Source organism: Gordonia gummivorans (genome assembly GCF_022513585.1).
Classification (GTDB): domain Bacteria; phylum Actinomycetota; class Actinomycetes; order Mycobacteriales; family Mycobacteriaceae; genus Gordonia.
In genome coordinates, this window is the sequence record NZ_JAKWBF010000015.1 from 1 (window position 1) to 18,440 (window position 18,440).

At 66.3% G+C, this 18,440-nt stretch carries 14 protein-coding genes; 5 read left to right on the forward strand and 9 right to left on the reverse strand.

What is annotated here, in order from left to right; all coding sequences use genetic code 11:
* Positions 1–110: 110 nt before the first annotated feature.
* The 8 genes from MKW15_RS12540 to MKW15_RS12575 form a co-directional block, all read right to left on the reverse strand.
* Positions 111–1,172: a ferrochelatase gene (locus tag MKW15_RS12540; protein WP_240858635.1), complete on the reverse strand. Its 1,062-nt coding sequence runs from the start codon at positions 1,170–1,172 to the stop codon at positions 111–113.
* A gap of 86 nt (positions 1,173–1,258) precedes the next feature.
* The gene (inhA, locus tag MKW15_RS12545) at positions 1,259–2,098 is read right to left on the reverse strand and encodes an NADH-dependent enoyl-ACP reductase InhA (protein ID WP_240858014.1); all 840 of its coding nucleotides are present in this window, start codon (positions 2,096–2,098) and stop codon (positions 1,259–1,261) included.
* Between the two features lie 69 nt (positions 2,099–2,167).
* Positions 2,168–2,908 carry a 3-oxoacyl-ACP reductase FabG1 gene (fabG1, locus tag MKW15_RS12550; protein ID WP_240858019.1) on the reverse strand — a complete coding sequence of 247 codons (741 nt, stop codon included), beginning with the start codon at positions 2,906–2,908 and terminating at the stop codon, positions 2,168–2,170.
* A 57-nt stretch (positions 2,909–2,965) separates the two neighbouring features.
* On the reverse strand, positions 2,966–3,934 hold the full coding sequence (locus tag MKW15_RS12555) for a VWA domain-containing protein (protein ID WP_240858637.1): 969 nt from the start codon (positions 3,932–3,934) through the stop codon (positions 2,966–2,968).
* Positions 3,935–3,939: 5 nt separating this feature from the next.
* The gene (locus MKW15_RS12560) at positions 3,940–4,878 is read right to left on the reverse strand and encodes a DUF58 domain-containing protein (RefSeq protein WP_240858021.1); all 939 of its coding nucleotides are present in this window, start codon (positions 4,876–4,878) and stop codon (positions 3,940–3,942) included.
* Positions 4,868–6,070 (reverse strand): AAA family ATPase, encoded by a 1,203-nt coding sequence (locus tag MKW15_RS12565; RefSeq protein ID WP_240858023.1) that lies wholly within the window; start codon positions 6,068–6,070, stop codon positions 4,868–4,870. Before MKW15_RS12565 ends, MKW15_RS12560 begins: the two co-directional genes overlap by 11 nt.
* Positions 6,071–6,348: 278 nt before the next feature.
* Positions 6,349–7,854 (reverse strand): NlpC/P60 family protein, encoded by a 1,506-nt coding sequence (locus tag MKW15_RS12570; RefSeq protein WP_240858032.1) that lies wholly within the window; start codon positions 7,852–7,854, stop codon positions 6,349–6,351.
* A gap of 372 nt (positions 7,855–8,226) precedes the next feature.
* On the reverse strand, positions 8,227–8,817 hold the full coding sequence (locus MKW15_RS12575; RefSeq protein ID WP_240858034.1) for an Rv1476 family membrane protein: 591 nt from the start codon (positions 8,815–8,817) through the stop codon (positions 8,227–8,229).
* A 421-nt stretch (positions 8,818–9,238) separates the two neighbouring features.
* On the opposite strand from MKW15_RS12575, the gene acnA reads away from it, so the two are divergent.
* The 5 genes from acnA to MKW15_RS12600 all read left to right on the forward strand — a co-directional run bounded on the left by acnA (position 9,239) and on the right by MKW15_RS12600 (position 16,755).
* Complete coding sequence (gene acnA / locus MKW15_RS12580; RefSeq protein ID WP_240858642.1) at positions 9,239–12,031, forward strand: aconitate hydratase AcnA; 2,793 nt, start codon at positions 9,239–9,241, stop codon at positions 12,029–12,031.
* 45 nt (positions 12,032–12,076) lie between these two features.
* A complete protein-coding gene (locus tag MKW15_RS12585) occupies positions 12,077–12,676 on the forward strand; it encodes a TetR/AcrR family transcriptional regulator (protein ID WP_240858036.1) in 600 nt (199 codons plus the stop codon).
* Positions 12,677–12,721: 45 nt separating this feature from the next.
* Positions 12,722–14,350: a GMC oxidoreductase gene (locus MKW15_RS12590; protein WP_240858038.1), complete on the forward strand. Its 1,629-nt coding sequence runs from the start codon at positions 12,722–12,724 to the stop codon at positions 14,348–14,350.
* A gap of 96 nt (positions 14,351–14,446) precedes the next feature.
* Positions 14,447–15,997 carry an acyl-CoA synthetase gene (locus MKW15_RS12595; protein ID WP_240858042.1) on the forward strand — a complete coding sequence of 517 codons (1,551 nt, stop codon included), beginning with the start codon at positions 14,447–14,449 and terminating at the stop codon, positions 15,995–15,997.
* A gap of 20 nt (positions 15,998–16,017) precedes the next feature.
* On the forward strand, positions 16,018–16,755 hold the full coding sequence (locus tag MKW15_RS12600) for a UPF0158 family protein (RefSeq protein ID WP_240858044.1): 738 nt from the start codon (positions 16,018–16,020) through the stop codon (positions 16,753–16,755).
* Here MKW15_RS12600 and MKW15_RS12605 read toward each other — a convergent pair whose 3' ends face one another.
* Entirely contained in the window at positions 16,756–18,384 is a 1,629-nt protein-coding gene (locus MKW15_RS12605; protein WP_240858046.1) for an ABC-F family ATP-binding cassette domain-containing protein, read from the reverse strand.
* Positions 18,385–18,440 lie beyond the last annotated feature (56 nt).

Consider the following 18,440-nt stretch of genomic DNA (forward strand, 5'->3'; position numbering starts at 1 on the left):
ATTCTCGCGGACGACTATGAACCCCGGGGAAGAAGTTCTTCCCCTAGATTTTGCGGGCGGGCTGCCAGTACATTTGCCCAGGTCACCGACCTGGTCACCAACTCTTCAGATCAGGGAGCGGTGGGACGGCCGCTTCTCGCCGGTCGAGCGGGTGGCGCGCAGCATTCGGGACGGCACAGGCTTCCGTTGTCGCCGCAGCCGAAGGCGTCGGTGTCGCCACCACCGTCGGCGTATCGGTCGACCATGTCGATGATCATGTCGACGAAGCGGGGGTCGGTGCCCACCGTGTCGGCACGGGCGTAGCCCATGCCCAACTCGGCCGCCAACTCCGCAGCCTCGTTGTCGAGGTCCCAGATAACTTCGAGATGATCGGAGATGAAGCCGATCGGATACACAATGACCTGCGTGACACCTTGTGCGGCAAGATCTTCCAGGTGGTCGCAAATGTCGGGTTCCAGCCACGGAACCTGCGGTGGGCCCGACCGTGATTGCCACACCTGATCGAATTCGTCGTAGCCGAGCCGCTCGGCGACGGCGGTCGCCGAGGCCAGCACCTGTCGCGAGTACAAGCCAGAGTCGTCGGGGGGTCCCGACGATCGGTCGGCGGACATCGGCACCGAATGCGCGGTGAACACCAGTCGCGGACGGGTCGTCGCGTCAGGTAACGACGCCGCCGCACGTCGGACAGCGTCAGCACCGGCGTCGAGGAAGGCCGGCTCCGCCCAATATTGCGGCAGCTTTCGTAGGACGACGCCGGAATCGCTTGCGGTACTGGTCGGTTCGAGTCGTGCCAGCGACCGCAGCGCGCGATCGATGTCCTCGTGATACTGCCGGCATCCCGAATACCCACCCCACGCCGAGGTCGGGAACACGAGGACTCGTCGATGACCCGCGCGATACATGTCGGCTAGCGTGTCTTCGGCCATGGGGTTCCAGTTGCGATTGCCGAACCAGACCGGCAGATCTCGACCACGTGCGGCGAGACCCGCGCGCAATGCGTCGATCATGTCGAGATTGAGCCGATTGATCGGCGAAACACCGCCGAAATGCTGGTAGTGCTTCGCCACCGCCTCGAGCCGATCCCGTGGTACTCCCCGACCCCGAGTCACGTTCTCCAGGAACGGCATCACGTCGTCCGGACCGTCGGGGCCACCGAAGGACAGGAACAGCACGGAGTCGAACCCGGCGGTGACTCGCTCGTCTGCATCGAGCGTGTCTGCGCCGACCCCTTCTGCGCCTCGTCCGTTCGTCACGTTGTTCACACCTGGTCGGCGAAACCCTCTGGGAACCAAAGGTTGTGGCTTGCACCGCCGTCGACGTAGACGATCGACCCCGTGGTGCCCGGCAGCCAATCCGACAGCAACGCGCAGATCGACTTGGCCACGACAGTCGGGTCGTCGATGTCCCAACCGATCGGCGAAGCCCCGTCCCAGTAGGTGTTGAGCATGTTCAGCTGCTTGGCATCATCGGTGGCGGTGCCGGCAATCGCCTTGGCCGCCAGCGTCTTGATCGGGCCGGCCGCGACGAGGTTCGAGCGAATGTTCTTGGCCTCGCCCACTTCCCGCGCCACGTAGCGATTGACCGACTCCAGAGCAGCCTTCGCGACGCTCATCCAGTTGTAGTACGGCATCGCACGGCGCGGATCGAAGTCCATCCCGACGATCGACCCGCCCTCATTCATCACCGGCAGCATTGCCTGTGCCAGTGAGGCATAGCTCCACGCCGACACCTCGAACGCCTTCGCTGCGTCGGGCCCCGGCCCCTCGAGAAATGGCACCATGTCCGGCCCCAACAGGGTCTTCGGCGCGAAAGCGATGGAATGCAGCACCCCATCGACACCCTCAGGGGCGTGTTCGCGGACCCGATCGGCCAGAGTCGACAGACCCTCGGGGTCGGTGACGTCGAGTCCGATCGCCGGCGGCACCTCCTGCGGGAGTCGCTTGGCGATGCGGTCGATGAGGCGCAGTCGCTCGGGGATGCCGGTGATGATGACCTTGGCGCCCTGCTCCTGCGCCATGGCGGCGGCATGGAAGGCGATCGACGCGTCGGTGATGATGCCCGTGATGAGGACGGTCTTGCCGTCCAGGATTCCGGTCACTGCAGTGCTCCTGATCAGGTTGGGGGTGTCGTACTGCGAGATTTGCTGGAGGTCTTGGCTGGGGTCCGCTCAGTTGCCCATGCCCATGCCGCCGTCGACCGGGATCACGGCGCCGGTGATGTAGCCACCGTCGTCGGAGGCCAGGAAACTCACCGCGGCGGCCACGTCTTCCGGCTTTCCGGTGCGGCCCAGCGGAATAGCCTGCTTGGCCATCTCGATATAGCGGTCTTCCATGGCGGCGGTCATGTCGGTGTCGATGAAGCCCGGTGCCACGACGTTGGCGGTGATGTTGCGGGACCCGATCTCACGCGCGATCGACCGCGCCATTCCGATCAGACCCGCCTTGGACGCCGCGTAGTTGACCTGCCCGGGGATGCCCGACATCGCGACCACCGACCCGAGGAAGATCATGCGCCCCCACTTCGCGCGCTGCATGCCCTTGGTGGCGCGCTTCGCGCAACGGAAGGCGCCGGTGAGGTTGGCGTCGATGACCTTCTCGAACGACTCCTCGGACAACCGCATCAACAGCATGTTGTCGGTGATGCCGGCGTTGGCGACCAGCACCTCCACCGGACCCTGATGGGCTTCCACCTCCTTGAAGGCACGGTCGAGCGACTCGGAGTCGGTGACGTCGCACTGCACGCCGAACAGTCCTTCGGGTGCGCCGGATCCGCGGTGGGTGACCGCGACCTTGTGCCCGTCGGCAGCGAGGCGACGGGCGACCGCGAGCCCGATCCCGCGATTGCCTCCGGTCACCAAGACCGACCGCGACGGCCGCTGATCGGACTGAGCTTCGTTGCTTGCTGTCATAGATGTCAACCTATCGGGGTCGGGTTCGAGTCCTCGCTGCGGGTATGCGCCCGACGGTCAGGGCAGACGCCGGTTGATGGCGAGGGCCGCGAACGCAGACGCCAGCGCGAACAACGTACCGGCGATGAGCCATGGACGGTAATTGTCGCCGCGTCGTGTCTCGTAGCCGATCTCGCTCTGGAGCTTCTCGTAGACCCGGTTCAGCTCGTCGAGCGACTGCGCGGTGAAGAAGTTGCCACCACTCAGGTTCGCGATCTGCTTGAGCGAGGGGTCGTCGACCGGCACGGGCACCCGGTCACCGTCGAGTTCCACGGTGCCGTACGAGGTTCCGAACGAGATCGTGGAAACTGGCACCCCCTCTTCCTTCGCCTTTCGGGCCGCCGTGAATGCGCCGCGCGGGTCGGTGGGCTCGTCGGGCACGGTCTGCTTGCCGTCGGACAACAAGACGATGTGGGCCGGTGGCGCCGCCTCCGGACCGCCGAGTACCGCATTGAGTGTGCGGATCTGGTCGAGCGCGGCGAAGATGCCTTCGCCGGTCGCGGTCTTGTCGGCCAACACCAGTTTGTCGACCGCCTTCTTGGTCGCGGTGTGGTCGGGCGTCGGCGACACCAAGGTCGAGGGGGTCCCGGCGAAGGAGATGAGACCGAGATTGATGCCCTCGGTCAGATCGTCGGCGAACTTCTTGGCGGCCTCCTGGGCCGCCCGGATACGCGACGGCGCGACGTCGGTGGCGTTCATCGAGCGCGACACGTCCATGACGAGCACCACGGTGGCCTTGTTGCGCGGTACCTGCCGATCGGCCTGCGGACCCGCCATCGCAACGGTCAGCAGGATCAGCGCAACCAGCAGCAGGGCGATCGGAACATGCCGCAGCCGGTTGTGCTGCGGCGGTGAAACCTGGTCGAGCACTTCGAGGTTGGCGAAGGTGAACGCCCGTTTGCGACGCAACCGCTGAACGTAGAAGTAGGTGACCGCGAGGACGACGACAGCCAGCAGCAACAAGAGCCACCACGGGCTCGAGAAGATCCTGCTCATCCCACCCCCGCAGCCAGACCGCGCCGGCGCTGAGCGACGAACTTGATGGTGTCGGTCATCCAGTCGCGGTCGGTGCGCAACGTCAGCACCGGCCCGCCGCAACTACGGATCGTCCGATGCACCTTCTGTTGATGGGCCCGGGCGGCCGCGGCGAAGTCGGCGCGCAGCTTGTCGTTGATCGTCACCTCGCGGATCTCGCCGGACTCGGCGTCGGCCAGGGTCACCTCGCCGACGGCGGGCAGTTCGAGATCGCGTTGGTCGAGCACCTCGACGGCCAACAACTCGTGGTGAGCCGCGATCGCGCGCAGTGACCGCTCCCAGTCGATCGGACCCAGGAAGTCACTGATCACCACGGCGAGCCCCCGACGACGCTGTGGGCGCCGAAGCGCCTCGATCCCGCCCTTGAGGTCGCCGCGCACACCCGGCGCGCTGCGTCGAGTGGTGGCGATCGCCTTCAGCAGCGTCTGTGCGTGCGCGCGACCGCTGCGCGCCGGGATCCTGACGATGTCGTCACCGGTGACAACCAGCGCGCCGTGCCGGTTGCCGCCCTCGGTGGTCAGGTGGACGATCGCGGCGGCCGCTGCGACGGCAAGGTCGCGTTTGGTGCAGTTCGTCGTGCCGAAATCCAGACTCGCCGATGCGTCGACCACCAGCCAGGTCTCCAGCTCACGGTCGGCGATCATCTGCCGGACGTGCGGTTGAGTGGTCCGCGCGGTCACCGACCATTCCATCCGGCGGATGTCGTCGCCGGGCTGATACTCGCGTGCCTCACCCGGTTCGGAGCCCGGACCGGGGATCAGGCCGAGGTGCTCGCCCTGCAGCACACCGTCGAGCTTGCGGCGCACCGTCAGTTCGAGCGTGCGCAACGCAGCCGTCAGTTGGGGTTCCTCGAGCAGTCCAGCACCGAGGTTGGGCAGATCCTTGTTAGCCGCCATACCGCGCTGTCGTCTGGTTCACCTGTGCGGGATTGACCGGGCCGGGAGCACCCTGCGGGGCCGGCGCCGGGTATCCGTTGCCTGCGGGTACCTGCGCACCCGCACCGACTGTGGGCGCTCCGGCCGGATACGACGCCGCGGGCACCTGCTGCGCACCGACCTGCGGCAGTCCGACGGTCTGCAGCACCCGGTTGATGACCTGATCGGCGTCGATCTCGTCCGCGAGCGCGTCGTAGCTGAGCACCAAGCGGTGCCGCAGCACGTCGGGCATGATCTCGACGATGTCCTGGGGCACGACGTAATCGCGCCCGCGGACGAGTGCCAGCGCACGGGCGGCCGCGACGATGCCCAGCGTCGCACGCGGGGACGCACCGTAGGAGAGCCAGGCCGCGACGTCGGTGAGTCCGAGTTCGGCCGGCCGTCGGGTCGCGTTGATCACCCGCACCACGTAGTCGACGAGGGCGTGGTGGACGAACACGTTCGCGGCGGTCTTCTGCAGCCGCAGCATGGCGGCCGGATCGAGCACCTGCGACGCAGTGGGCGGCACGTTGCCCATCCGGTAGACGATCTCGCGTTCTTCCTCGACCGACGGATAGTCGACCAGGATCTTGAACAGGAAGCGGTCGCGCTGCGCTTCCGGTAGCGGATAGACGCCTTCGTTCTCGATCGGGTTCTGGGTGGCCATCACCAGGAACGGGTCGGGCATCGGGTACGTGGTGCCACCGATCGACACGTGCCGCTCGGCCATCACCTCGAGGAGCGCCGACTGCACCTTGGCGGGAGCGCGGTTGATCTCGTCGGCGAGCAGGAAGTTCGCGACCACGGGTCCGAGTTCGGTGTCGAACTCCTCGCGTCCCTGCCGGTAGATCCGGGTGCCGATCAGGTCGGTGGGCACGAGGTCGGGAGTGAACTGGACGCGGGAGAACGAGCCGCCGACCACGGTGGCAAAGGTCTCCACCGCCAGCGTCTTGGCGACGCCGGGGACGCCCTCGAGGAGGATGTGGCCGCGCGCGAGCAATCCGACCAGAATGCGCTCGACGAGCTGATCCTGTCCGACGATGACGCGCTTTACCTCGTAGATCGCTCGTTCGAGCAATTTGACGTCGGCGTCGGTCAGCACCGTCTCGCCGGCAGCGGATGCTGAACCGCTCTTGTCCAGCGAGGTCTCGCCTTGGGGGTGCGATGAGGTCAACCCGTGCTCCTGTCCGTACCGGTCTGGTCCGTGCCGGTGGGACCGTCGTCCGACGGGTACCCCCACCCGCGGGCATGCTGCCCGATGTCCGTGACACCAGCCGCCCCGTTCATCGGGAATCGACTCACGTCACACGTGTGCATGCCAGCCTAGCCGCGTCAACTGAAAACGGGCCAAGAAGGGTGGGCGCGCCGTCCGATGGTCGATCGATTGATCGTCGATCAACCGTGCGCCGGGAGACGTCCGACCCAGAGGATGTCCAACGCACAGAGTCCGACTCAGAGGAGCCGCACGACGTTGGGCATCGCACCGTCGGTCCGCAGCGGCGACACCTTGACCACGTCACCGGACTGCGGGGCCTCCACCATCTTGTTGTCGCCGAGGTAGAGCGCGACGTGCTGGCTGGCGTTGGGGCCGTAGAAGATCATGTCGCCGCGTCGTATCTGTGACAGCGGCACCTGCGGACCGGACGTGTACTGATAGCCGGTGTAGTGCGGTAGCTCGATGCCGACGCCCGCGAACGCGTAGATCATCAGGCCCGAGCAGTCGAACCCGGTCTTGTTGTAGTCGCCGAAGCTGTCGGCGACACCGCCGTCACGAATGCCCTGGGTCGGGCCGTTCGCGTTGCCGCCGCCCCACGCGTAGGGGACGTTGAGCTGCGAGAGCGCGCGATTCACCACGAGTTCGACGGCCTGCGGACCGCGCAGGCCCGGGCGGACCTGGCCGTTGCCCGACGAACTGCCGAACAGCGATCCCAGACTGCCCGATCCGAGGCGCGCGATCAGCGAGTTCCCGCTGCTGCCCGTCATGTCCGAGCCGCCGATACCGAGTTCGTTGAGCAACTGGGATTGCGGGAGTTGCTGTTGGCCGACGATGGCCGCGAGTGCCTTCTGCCCGAGGTCGAGCGCCAGCCTGGCGGCTGCTTCCGCCGCGACGGCCAGGGCCTGGTTGTCTCCCGCTGCCGGTGTGGCGCTCGGGCCTGCCGGCCGGCCCGGCATGGGCGGGAACAGGTTGGACAGCAATTCGGCGGCCGACGGGCCGGCGGCCACCTTGCGCGGCTGCACTCCCCGCAACCGGTCGAGGCGGGCCTGGGTGTTGTCGCGCTGCTGGATCAAGGTGGTTCGACGCTGACGTTCGGTGCTGAGAGCGCTGCGTGCCTGGTTGAACGCACCGAGCGCGTCGGTCCGGCGCTGTGCGGCGCTCGTTGCCGCGAAGGCCGCCTGACGTTTCGTCGCCTCGGCGGCCGCGACGCGGTTCGCCTGCTGATTGCGGGCCACCTGAAGGCGGCGGATGGTGCCCTGATGCTGCTCGCTGATCTGATCGAGCAACGTCATCCGGTCGAGTATCGACTGCGGGTCGGGCGATGACGCGTAGTTGGCCATCGAGCCCTGTTCGCCGCCCTGACGATAGGCCTGCCGGACAAAGTGGTCGAACTCGCGCTGAGCGGCGACCACTGCGCGGCCCGAGTCGCGCAGCGCACGCTGGGCGCCTTGCGCGGCGACTGTGGCCAGCCGCTGAGCGGCCACCGAGTTCTGGTAGTCGACGAGCGACCGATTCACGAACTCTTGCCGCACGGCGAGCGCGTCGTCGAGGTCGGCAATGTTCTGGTTCACCTGCGCGAGCTGATTGATGAGTCCCGACACCGGAGATGCCGGGCGGCTCGCACCGGGCGCCCCCATCGCGCCACCGACGCCGACGACCCCTAGCAGACCTGCGGCCATCAGTGCCCCCAGGCGCGCCGGCCACGACGCCCGGTGGCCCGCACCGGTTGTACCTCGCGTCACTGAGAACTCCTTGCCGATCTGTTCGGGATGAGCCATCCCGCACTCGTTCGTTGCCGGATGCGAACCATCCCCCGCCACGGTGGTCATCTACTGCACCATGCAGCACATGAGACCCTGAAAGCGACTTCTGCATCACATGTGACATCAGAACCGTACGTCACATCAGACACATCGGAAAAGCGCAATCGTGAATTACATTCACGTGATTACCTGCGAAAATGCCGTGAACTGGCCAAAAGGGCCACCCGACCGGAAGGTCTCAACTTCGCAACACTCAGCGACGGTCGGACAGGTGCACGCGTTACGCGTCGGACGCATGCGGTAGGGGCGCAGCGTCCATCTCGGCCACCACAACAGAAACCTGAACTGTGGTCAGCGACCGTCGGCAGTTCCCAAGGTCTCGGACTCCAATGCGTTCGAAACCACGTCGTCGTTGCGCCGCCGACGAAGGGTCTTCAGCCTGCCGAGAACCGCACCGACGCCGACCACGACGATCAGCACCAACGTGATGATCGTCCAATCCAGGGTCGGGGCAGTCATCTGGTCGACCATCTGCCCGGCAGCGGCTGCGGGCTGGCGAAGATCGAGGTTGTTGGTGGCCTGTTCTTGGACAAACCGACTGAACTCGGGCGAGGTACTGCCGACGGAGTTGGGACCGAGGACGATCACCGTGCCGCCGACCTCCGGTTGCAGCGTGGTCGCGATGTCGCGGTAGATCGTGTAGGTGGGCTGCTGCGTCTTCACCACGACGAGACTGATGTCGTGGCCGTTGGCCTTCGCATCGGCCACGACCTTGCGCAGAGCAGCCACCTGATCGGGATTGTCGGGCGCGGCCACGTGGTCGTCGCGGATGTCGGTGGCCAGTTGACCCATGTCGACGCCGGTGAGTCCTGGGATCGTCGGCGCATCGTTGCTTCCGGCCTCGGTTCCCGGCGAACCGGGCACCTGCGGATCGGGACTCATCGGGGGTTCCTCACGTCAACGTTTCGCCGCCATTAAATTCACGCGGACACTTCTCTCCTCGCCAAACCTAGTCAAGCACCGTACGACAGAATGAAGTGGGCTGGCGCATTCCGCTCGAAGTACTCGGGGCGGGCGTGTCGATGGGGCGTGTCGTGTCGCAACAACTTGTTAGCAGTACGCTCGTACTGTTAACATGGATGTATCGCCGCGGTGCCCTCCGCGGCCACTCGTCTCGACGGAATGCCGACGCGTCCCGGGGACGAGTGACACCGGCGCAGCCCGTCGGTGATGGTCAGTGTCGACGAACGGGCGGCGTTCGCCGACGAGATCGAGCGGGTGGCTCATCCCTGAACCACCCGCACAGTTCGAGCACCGCCGGCGCAGCCCGTCGGCACCAGAGGAGAGTGGATCAGACGTGAGTATCAATTCGTTCGACGCCCGCGGGACCCTCGAGGTCGGCGACCAGAGTTACGAGATCTTCCGGCTCAATGCCGTCAAGGGAACCGAAAAACTCCCCTATTCATTGAAGGTCCTCGCCGAGAACCTGTTGCGCACCGAAGACGGCGCGAACATCACCACCGAACACATCGAGGCAATCGCCAACTGGGATCCCACGGCTGAGCCGGACATCGAGATCCAGTTCACGCCGGCGCGTGTGATCATGCAGGACTTCACCGGTGTCCCCTGCGTGGTCGACCTGGCCACCATGCGTGAGGCCGTCGGCCGCCTCGGTGGCGACCCGACCAAGGTCAACCCGCTGGCCCCGGCCGAACTGGTCATCGACCACTCGGTCATCCTCGACGTCTTCGGCCGCGCCGACGCCTTCGAGCGCAACGTCGAACTCGAGTACGAGCGCAACGGCGAGCGCTACCAATTCCTGCGTTGGGGCCAGACCGCCTTCGACGACTTCAAGGTCGTCCCCCCGGGCACCGGCATCGTGCACCAGGTGAACATCGAGCACTTGGCGCGCTCGATCATGGTGCGTAACGGCCAGGCCTACCCCGACACCTGCGTCGGCACCGACTCGCACACCACGATGGAGAACGGCCTCGGCGTCCTGGGCTGGGGCGTCGGCGGTATCGAGGCCGAGGCCGCGATGCTCGGCCAGCCGATCTCGATGCTCATCCCGCGCGTGGTCGGCTTCAAGCTGACCGGACAGATCAGCCCCGGCGTGACCGCCACCGACGTGGTCCTCACCGTCACCGAGATGCTGCGCAAGCACGGCGTCGTCGGCAAGATCGTCGAGTTCTACGGCGAAGGTGTGGCCGAGGTCCCCCTTGCCAACCGCGCCACGCTGGGCAACATGAGCCCCGAATTCGGTTCCACCGCAGCGATGTTCCCGATCGACGAGGAGACCGTCAACTACCTGCGCCTCACCGGCCGTCCCGACGAGCAACTCGCGCTCGTCGAGGCCTACGCCAAGGAACAGGGCATGTGGCACGACCCCGAGCGCGAGCCGGTCTTCTCCGAATACCTCGAACTCGACCTCGGTTCGGTTGTTCCGTCGATCGCCGGACCGAAGCGTCCGCAGGACCGCATCGAACTGTCCGACGCCAAGACCGCGTTCCGCAAGGACATCCACAACTACGTGGAAGAGGGCAACACCCCGCAGCACACCAACGTCGACGAGGCCGTGGAGGAGTCCTTCCCGGCATCGGATCCGGCCACGCTGTCCTTCGCCGAGGAGGACGCCGTGGTGGTGCATTCGGCCGCCAACGGCGCAGAGGGCCGTCCGACGAAGCCGATCAAGGTGCTCGACGAAGAACGCGGCGAGTTCATCCTCGACCACGGCGCCGTGGTGGTCGCAGGCATCACCTCCTGCACCAACACCTCCAACCCGTCGGTCATGCTGGGCGCGGCCCTGCTGGCCAAGAAGGCCGTCGAGAAGGGCCTGTCGAGCAAGCCGTGGGTGAAGACCAACATGGCGCCGGGCTCGCAGGTGGTCAACGACTACTACGAGAAGGCCGGCGTGTGGCCCTACCTGGAGAAGCTGGGCTTCTTCCTCGGTGGCTACGGCTGTACCACCTGCATCGGTAACACCGGACCGCTGCCCGAGGCCATCTCCAAGGCCATCAACGACAACGACCTCACCGCCACCGCGGTGCTGTCGGGCAACCGCAACTTCGAGGGTCGCATCTCCCCCGACGTCAAGATGAACTATCTCGCCTCGCCGCCGCTGGTCATCGCGTACGCCATCGCGGGAACGATGGACTTCGACTTCGAGACCGACCCGCTGGGCAAGGACACCGAGGGCAACGACGTCTTCCTCAAGGACATCTGGCCGACGGCGAAGGAGATCGAGGAGGTCATCGCCGGTTCTATCAACCAGGAGATGTTCGCCGACTCCTACAAGGACGTCTTCGCCGGAGACGAGCGCTGGCAGAGCCTGCCGACGCCGGAGGGCAAGACCTTCGACTGGGACGACGACTCGACCTACGTCGCGAAGGCGCCGTACTTCGACGACATGGATCTGGAGCCCTCGCCGGTGTCCGACATCAAAGGCGCGCGCGTGATGGCGGTGCTGGGCGATTCGGTCACCACCGACCACATCTCCCCCGCCGGTCCGATCAAGCCGGGCACCCCGGCGGCGCAGTACCTCGATTCCAAGGGTGTGGCCCGCAAGGACTACAACTCGCTGGGTTCGCGGCGTGGCAACCACGAGGTGATGATCCGCGGCACCTTCGCCAACATCCGTCTGCAGAACCGTCTGCTCGACGGTGTGACCGGCGGCTACACCCGCGACTTCACCCAGGAGGGCGGCCCGCAGTCGTTCATCTACGACGCCTGCCAGAACTACAAGGAGGCCGGCACACCGCTGGTCGTGCTCGGTGGCAAGGAGTACGGATCGGGCTCGTCGCGTGACTGGGCGGCCAAGGGCACGATGCTGCTCGGCGTGAAGGCCGTCATCGTCGAGTCCTTCGAGCGCATCCACCGCTCGAACCTGATCGGCATGGGTGTGATCCCGCTGCAGTTCCCGGACGGCGAGTCCTACTCGTCGCTGGGTCTCGACGGCACCGAGGTGTTCGACATCAGCGGCATCGAGGAACTCAACGACGGTAAGACGCCGAAGACCGTGCACGTCACCGCGACCAAGGAGGACGGCTCGGTCATCGAGTTCGACGCCAAGGTTCGCATCGACACCCCCGGCGAGGCCGATTACTACCGCAACGGAGGCATCCTGCAGTACGTGCTGCGCAACATGATCAAGAGCTGATCATGATGTCGGCGATCAGGCGATCGACGATCCGGGGAGAAGTCGGTGCCCAAGGTCAGCGATGATCGTCTGGCCGCGCGTCGTCGGGAGATTCTCGACGGCGCGCGGCACTGCTTCGCCGAGTACGGCTACGACGGTGCGACAGTGAAGCGCATCGAAGAGTCGACCGGGATGTCACGCGGCGCGATCTTCCATCACTTCCGGGACAAAGAGGCGCTCTTTCTCGCCCTGGCGCGCGAGGACGCCGAGCGGATGGCCGACGTCGCAGCCGAACAGGGACTCGTGCAGGTCATGCGTGACATGCTCGCCCGCCCACAGGATTTCGACTGGCTGGGTACCCGCCTGGAGATCGCCCGCAAACTCCGGACCGACGCAGCCTTCCGGGATGCGTGGACTGCGCACTCCCTCGACCTGGAAAAGGCGACCCTCGACCGACTCGAACGCGGTCGCGAAGCCGGGCGGCTGCGCGAGGACGTCCCCACCGACGTGCTGCTGGACTACCTCGACCTCGTCCTCGACGGACTCATCACCCGGCTCGCGTCGGGACGTCCCACCGATGATCTGCACGCGGTTCTCGACCTGGTCGAGGAGTCGGTGCGCGCACCGCGTTCGGCGACCTACGACCAGGCGGCGGCGCGTACCTGAGCGTTCTCAGCAAACCTTCAGGTAGGGTACCCTAAGTTAGCTGTCGTGGACGCACCCGATCGGCCTGAACACTTCCTGCTCACACGGCGCTCGCTGCTCAAAGGAGCTGCCGCTGCGGGCGCAATCACCGCCGCCACGGCAGCTATCGGACGCGGAGCCGGCGCCACGGCCGCCGCCGAACGCGGCACCGCGATCGTCATCGGCAGCGGATTCGGCGGTGCCGTCGCGGCACTTCGCCTTGGACAGGCAGGCTTTCGGACAACGGTATTCGAACGCGGACGACGCTGGCCGATTCGTCCAGACGGCAACACCTTTGCCACTTTCGATCGGCCCGACCGCCGAGCCGCCTGGTTCTCCGACACCGCAGGCATCTCCAGCTCGTTGCAGGTCCCGGTCGAGCGTTACCCGGGCGTCCTGGATGCGATCAAGGGCAACGGCATCGAGTCCGTCTACGGCGCGGGCGTGGGCGGCGGATCTCTTGTGTTCGGCGCCTTTTCGGCTCAGCCCGACAAACCCGATTTCGAGATGCTGTTCCCCGGCGGCACCGACTACGACGGTCTCGCGCGGACCTACTATCCGCGCGCTCGGCGCATGCTCAACGCGACACCGCTGCCACCGGACATCCTCGCCCACCCCAACTACGTCGGCGCCCGATCGTGGTTGCGGACGGTCGCACGTTACGGAGTCCGGCCGAGCTTCATCGACTACTCCATCAACTGGGACCTCGTCCGCAAGGAACTCTCCGGGCGCGTCCGGCCAGGCGTCAGCATCGGCGACCTCTCCTACGGCGTGAACAGCGGGGCCAAGAACTCGGTCGACCACAACTACCTGCCGGCCGCCGAGGCCACGGGCAACGTCACCATCAAGCCGATGCACGAGGTCTTCGAGATCCGACCACGCAGCCGCCGACGGGGATTCGTCGTGCGGGCCCGGGTGATCGACGACAAGCACCGCACGCTCCGGATCGTCACCGCCGAGGCCGACTACCTGTTCCTCGCGGCCGGCTCGTATCACACGACGTCGTTGCTGGTCCGCGCCCGCGCGCACGGAACCCTGCCCCGACTGTCGCCGAGGATCGGTGACGGGTTCGGCGGCAACGGCGACTTCCTCATCGTGCGGACCGCACTGCGCGAGCAGTACGGTCCGATCCAGGGCGGACCCGGCTACAGCCGGCTTCGGGAGGACCGCCTGCCCGGCGGCCCCGCAGCGATCGTCTACCAGGCGAGTCCTTTCCCGTCTCCCCTCGGTGGCACCGCAACCACACATCTCATTCAGGTACACACCGACGAACGCGGCACCATCGACTACGACCACGCCACCAGGGGCACCCAGCTCAACTATCCGTATCCCGAGGGAACGAGCGTCCTCGATCGGCGCGGGGCCGCGTTCGCCCAGCACTTCCACGAACGCACCGAAACCCGATACGGCTTCCCGCAGAACGGCATTCCGCTGTACTCGCGCAGTTTCGGATTCGGTTCCGGTAGTACCTTCCACGGGCTGGGTGGCGTCGTCATCGGGCAAGCGGCCACAGCCGACGGCGGGGTCAAGGGCTACGACGACCTCTATGTGGTCGACGGTTCGTTCTGCCCCGGCGCCGTCGGGCTCGTCAACCCGTCCCTCACGATCACCGCACTCGCCGAGCGCACGATGGATCGTTTCCTCGCCCGACACTGACGTTGGCGGCGCGTCAGGTACTGTGATGCCGAGCACGTCCGAGCGCTCGCTCGGCTGCCATCACATGCATTCCTGACCTGCAGAGGAGAGACTGCCGTGTTTCCTGGAGTCTTCGCCAAGTCCACCCCGGACAAGCCCGCCGTGATCCGCGCCGCCACCGGAGAACAGCTCACGTACGCCGAGCTCGACCAGAACTCCACGCGCCTGGCGAATCACCTTGAGTCACTGGGACTCCGGCCGGGCGACTGCATCGCGATGGTGTCGGCGAACGACCTGCACATGTTCGAGGTGTACTGGGCCGCGCTGCGCAGCGGACTGTACGTGACGGCAATCAACCACCACCTGACCGCCGCGGAGACCAACTACATCCTCGCCGACTGCAACGCTCAGGTGCTGTTCGCCGGCGCGTCGGTGTCCGACGCCGTCGCCGACTCCGCAGAGATCGATGCGCTGAAGCGGCCCGGGCATCGACTCTCCTGGGGCGGCGAGATCCCGGGCTTCGACTCCTACGAGACTGCGCTCGCTGCTGCGTCCGACGCGTCACGCACCGATCAACCACGCGGTACCGACATGCTCTACTCCTCGGGAACCACCGGACGGCCCAAGGGCATCAAGACGCCGATGCCGCAGGGGCAGGTCGATGAAATCCCCGACGCCTACACCGCGATCTTCGCGCCGATGTACGGCTTCGACCCGACGGCGGTCTACTTGTCCCCGGCGCCGCTGTATCACGCTGCACCGCTGCGGTATTGCGGCGTGACGAATTCGGTCGGCGGAACCGTGGTGTTCCTCGACCGCTTCGATCCGCAAGACGCACTGGCCGCGATCGAGAAGTACCACGCGACACACAGCCAGTGGGTCCCGACCATGTTCATCCGAATGCTGAAACTTCCGGCCGACATCCGCGCCAAGTACGACGTCGGCAGCTTGAAGCTGGCCGTTCACGCGGCAGCGCCGTGCCCGGTTGAGGTGAAGCAGGCGATGATCGAGTGGTGGGGTCCGGTGATCCACGAGTACTACGCATCGACCGAGGCGGCAGGCGCAACCTTCATCGGACCGCAGGAAGCGCTCGACCATCCCGGCTCGGTCGGCAAGCCGCTGCTCGGCGTCATCCACATCTGCGATGAGGACGGCAAGGAAGTGCCCACCGGAGAGGTCGGGCAGGTCTACTTCGAACGCGACGAGGTGCCGTTCCAGTACCACAACGATCCGGAGAAGACACGGAAATCTCAGCACCCCGAGCACGAGAACTGGTCCACCACAGGCGATGTCGGGTATGTCGATGCCGACGGCTACCTGTATCTGACCGACCGCAAGGCGTTCATGATCATCTCCGGCGGGGTCAACATCTACCCGCAGGAGGCAGAGAATGTTCTCATCAACCACCCGGCCGTGTTCGACGTCGCGGTGATCGGAGTGCCCGACCCCGACCTCGGCGAGGTCGCCAAGGCGTGCGTCCAGCTCGCCGACGGCCGACTACCGTCCGACGAGCTCGCCGATGAGCTGATCGCTTTCACCAAGGAATCCATCGCCGCCTACAAGGCGCCGCGTTCGGTCGACTTCGTCTCTGAATTGCCACGCACACCCACCGGTAAGCTCGTCAAAGGCGAGCTGCGGAAGCAGTACTGGCCCGCAGCGGCGGTGTAGTCACGAGCGAAGGATGGGGTATGGCCGACGAAACAGACCGGGATCACGCGCTTCGAGCGGCAACCCGCAACGACATCGGCCAAGACGTCATTGCGGTACTGCGCGCCAACCGGTGGGACGACATCCTGCAGGCAGCAGGCGAAGGACTGCTGGTCGCGCTCGCGTCGAAGACCGACGGTGCCACCGAGTTGGCCGAGCAGTGTGTCGCGGCCCTTCGGGAGCGTGAATGGTATGGCGACGACGAGCTGGCCGACCAGATCGAATCTGCGCTCGGGACAGGTGCCACGCCACTGCTGAAGGAGCTGAAAGTCGATCTCGAGATGATCTCGTCGTCACTCGAAGGCGACCCGATGCAGGGCGGGGGCCGAATCGACCTGACGGACGGAACGGTCTACCCGGACTTCATGTTCGAATCCGGCGTCGCCGACCTCGACGACATGGGAATGACCGAAGACGATCTCGAGGACCCCGACCGGTGGCTCTCCATCGACTGCGAGGGGTCACGTCAGGGCTATCGCGACATGGAGAAGTTCATCGCGTGGGAGGTCGAGGACGAACACCTCGCCGAACTGCTCGGCATGGCGATCGAGGGTCGCGGCGCTTTCCGGCGCTTCCGAGATGTGCTGCACCGCAAGGCCGACTCCCACCCGGACATGCTCACCCGCTGGAACAACTTCAGCGATGAGCGCAAGACCGGCCGTGCGCGGGAGTGGCTGGCCGGCAACGGCTATCGCCCGGCGATCGGGAACCCCTTTTGATCAGGCGAGTTCGATGAGTTCCTGGTACTCGTCCGACCAGTGATCCTCGGTGCCGTCGGGCAGCAGGATCACGCGCTGCGGGTCCAGTGCCGCGGCGGCGCCGGGGTCGTGGGTGACGAGCACGACAGCCCCGGTATAGCTGCGCAATGCGTCGAGCACCTGTTCGCGCGAGATCGGGTCGAGGTTGTTGGTCGGCTCGTCGAGCAGCAGCACATTCGCCGCCGACGACACCAGACCGGCGAGCGTCAGACGGGTCTTCTCACCGCCGGACAGGGTGCCCGCCGGCTGATCGAGCTGAGCGCCGGAGAACATGAACGCACCCAGCAGTCCGCGCAGGTCCTGCTCCCCCGCGTCGGGCGCCGCATGTCGGATGTTCTCCCACACGGAGGCCATGTCGTCGAGCGTGTCGTGCTCCTGCGCGAAATACCCGACCTTGAGGCCGTACCCCGGCTCCAGTTTGCCGGTATCCGGTTTCTCCACGCCCGCAAGAAGTTTGAGGAGCGTGGTCTTGCCCGCACCGTTGAGGCCGAGGATCACGACGCGGCTGCCCTTGTCGATCGCCAGGTCGACCCCGGTGAAGATCTCCAGCGAGCCGTAGCTCTTGGACAGCCCGGCCGCCATCAGCGGGGTCTTGCCGCACGCCGCGGGCTCCGGGAAGCGGATGCGCGCGGTACGGTCGGCCACCCGCTCGTCGTCGAGGGCGTCGAGCATCCGATCGGCGCGCTTGAGCATGTTCTGCGCCGCCGTCGCCTTGGTGGCCTTGGCACCGAGTTTGGCCGCCTGCGTGCGCAGGGCCGACGCCTTCTTCTCTGCGTTGGCCCGCTCGCGCCGACGACGCTGTTCGTCGGTGGCACGCGCGTCGAGATAGCGCTGCCACCCCATGTTGTAGACATCGGCCTCGCCGCGCACCGCGTCGAGGAACCAGACCCGGTTCACCACATCGGCGAGAAGGTCGACGTCGTGGCTGATCACCACCAGGCCGCCCTCGTGGTTCTGCAGGAACCCGCGCAGCCATGCGATCGAGTCGGCGTCGAGGTGGTTGGTCGGCTCGTCGAGCAACAGGGTGGTGTCGGATTTCCCGGAGTCGTCGGACGCCGCGAACAGGATGCGTGCCAACTCGATGCGACGACGCTGACCGCCAGACAATGTGCGTAACGGCTGGGCCAGCACCCGGTCGGGCAGGCCCAGGCTGTGGCAGATGCGCGCCGCGTCGGATTCGGCAACATACCCACCGAGGTCGGCGAACCGCTCCTCCAGACGCCCGTAACGCGCCACTGCCTTGTCACGCGCGCGATCGTCGGCGGCCTCGGCCATCTGCGCCTGCTGCTTCTCCATGTCGCGCAGGATCGCGTCCAGACCGCGCGCCGAGAGCACCCGGTCCTTGGCCAGCACGTCGAGGTCGCCCTCCTTCGGATCCTGCGGAAGGTAGCCGAGATCGCCGGACCGGCGGATCTCACCGGCGTAGGGCTCGGTCTCGCCGGCCAGGATGCGCAGAGTGGTGGTCTTGCCGGCTCCGTTACGCCCCACCAAACCGATCCGGTCGCCGGGCTGGATGCGCAGTGCGTCGCCGGGCGCCGACAGCAGGGTCCGAGCGCCCGCTCGAACTTCCAGGTCGGTCGCGGTGATCACGACGGACCAGTCTACCGGTGCATGTCAGCGGGATTTTCCACCCGGACCGCACCCGG

Coding starts and splice junctions, on each gene's coding strand:
- fabG1 (WP_240858019.1), bottom strand. CDS start 2,908: ATGACAGCAAGCAACGAAGCTCAGTCCGATCAGCGGCCGTCGCGGTCG.
- MKW15_RS12560 (WP_240858021.1), bottom strand. CDS start 4,878: ATGGCGGCTAACAAGGATCTGCCCAACCTCGGTGCTGGACTGCTCGAG.
- MKW15_RS12575 (WP_240858034.1), bottom strand. CDS start 8,817: ATGAGTCCCGATCCGCAGGTGCCCGGTTCGCCGGGAACCGAGGCCGGA.
- MKW15_RS12600 (WP_240858044.1), top strand. CDS start 16,018: ATGGCCGACGAAACAGACCGGGATCACGCGCTTCGAGCGGCAACCCGC.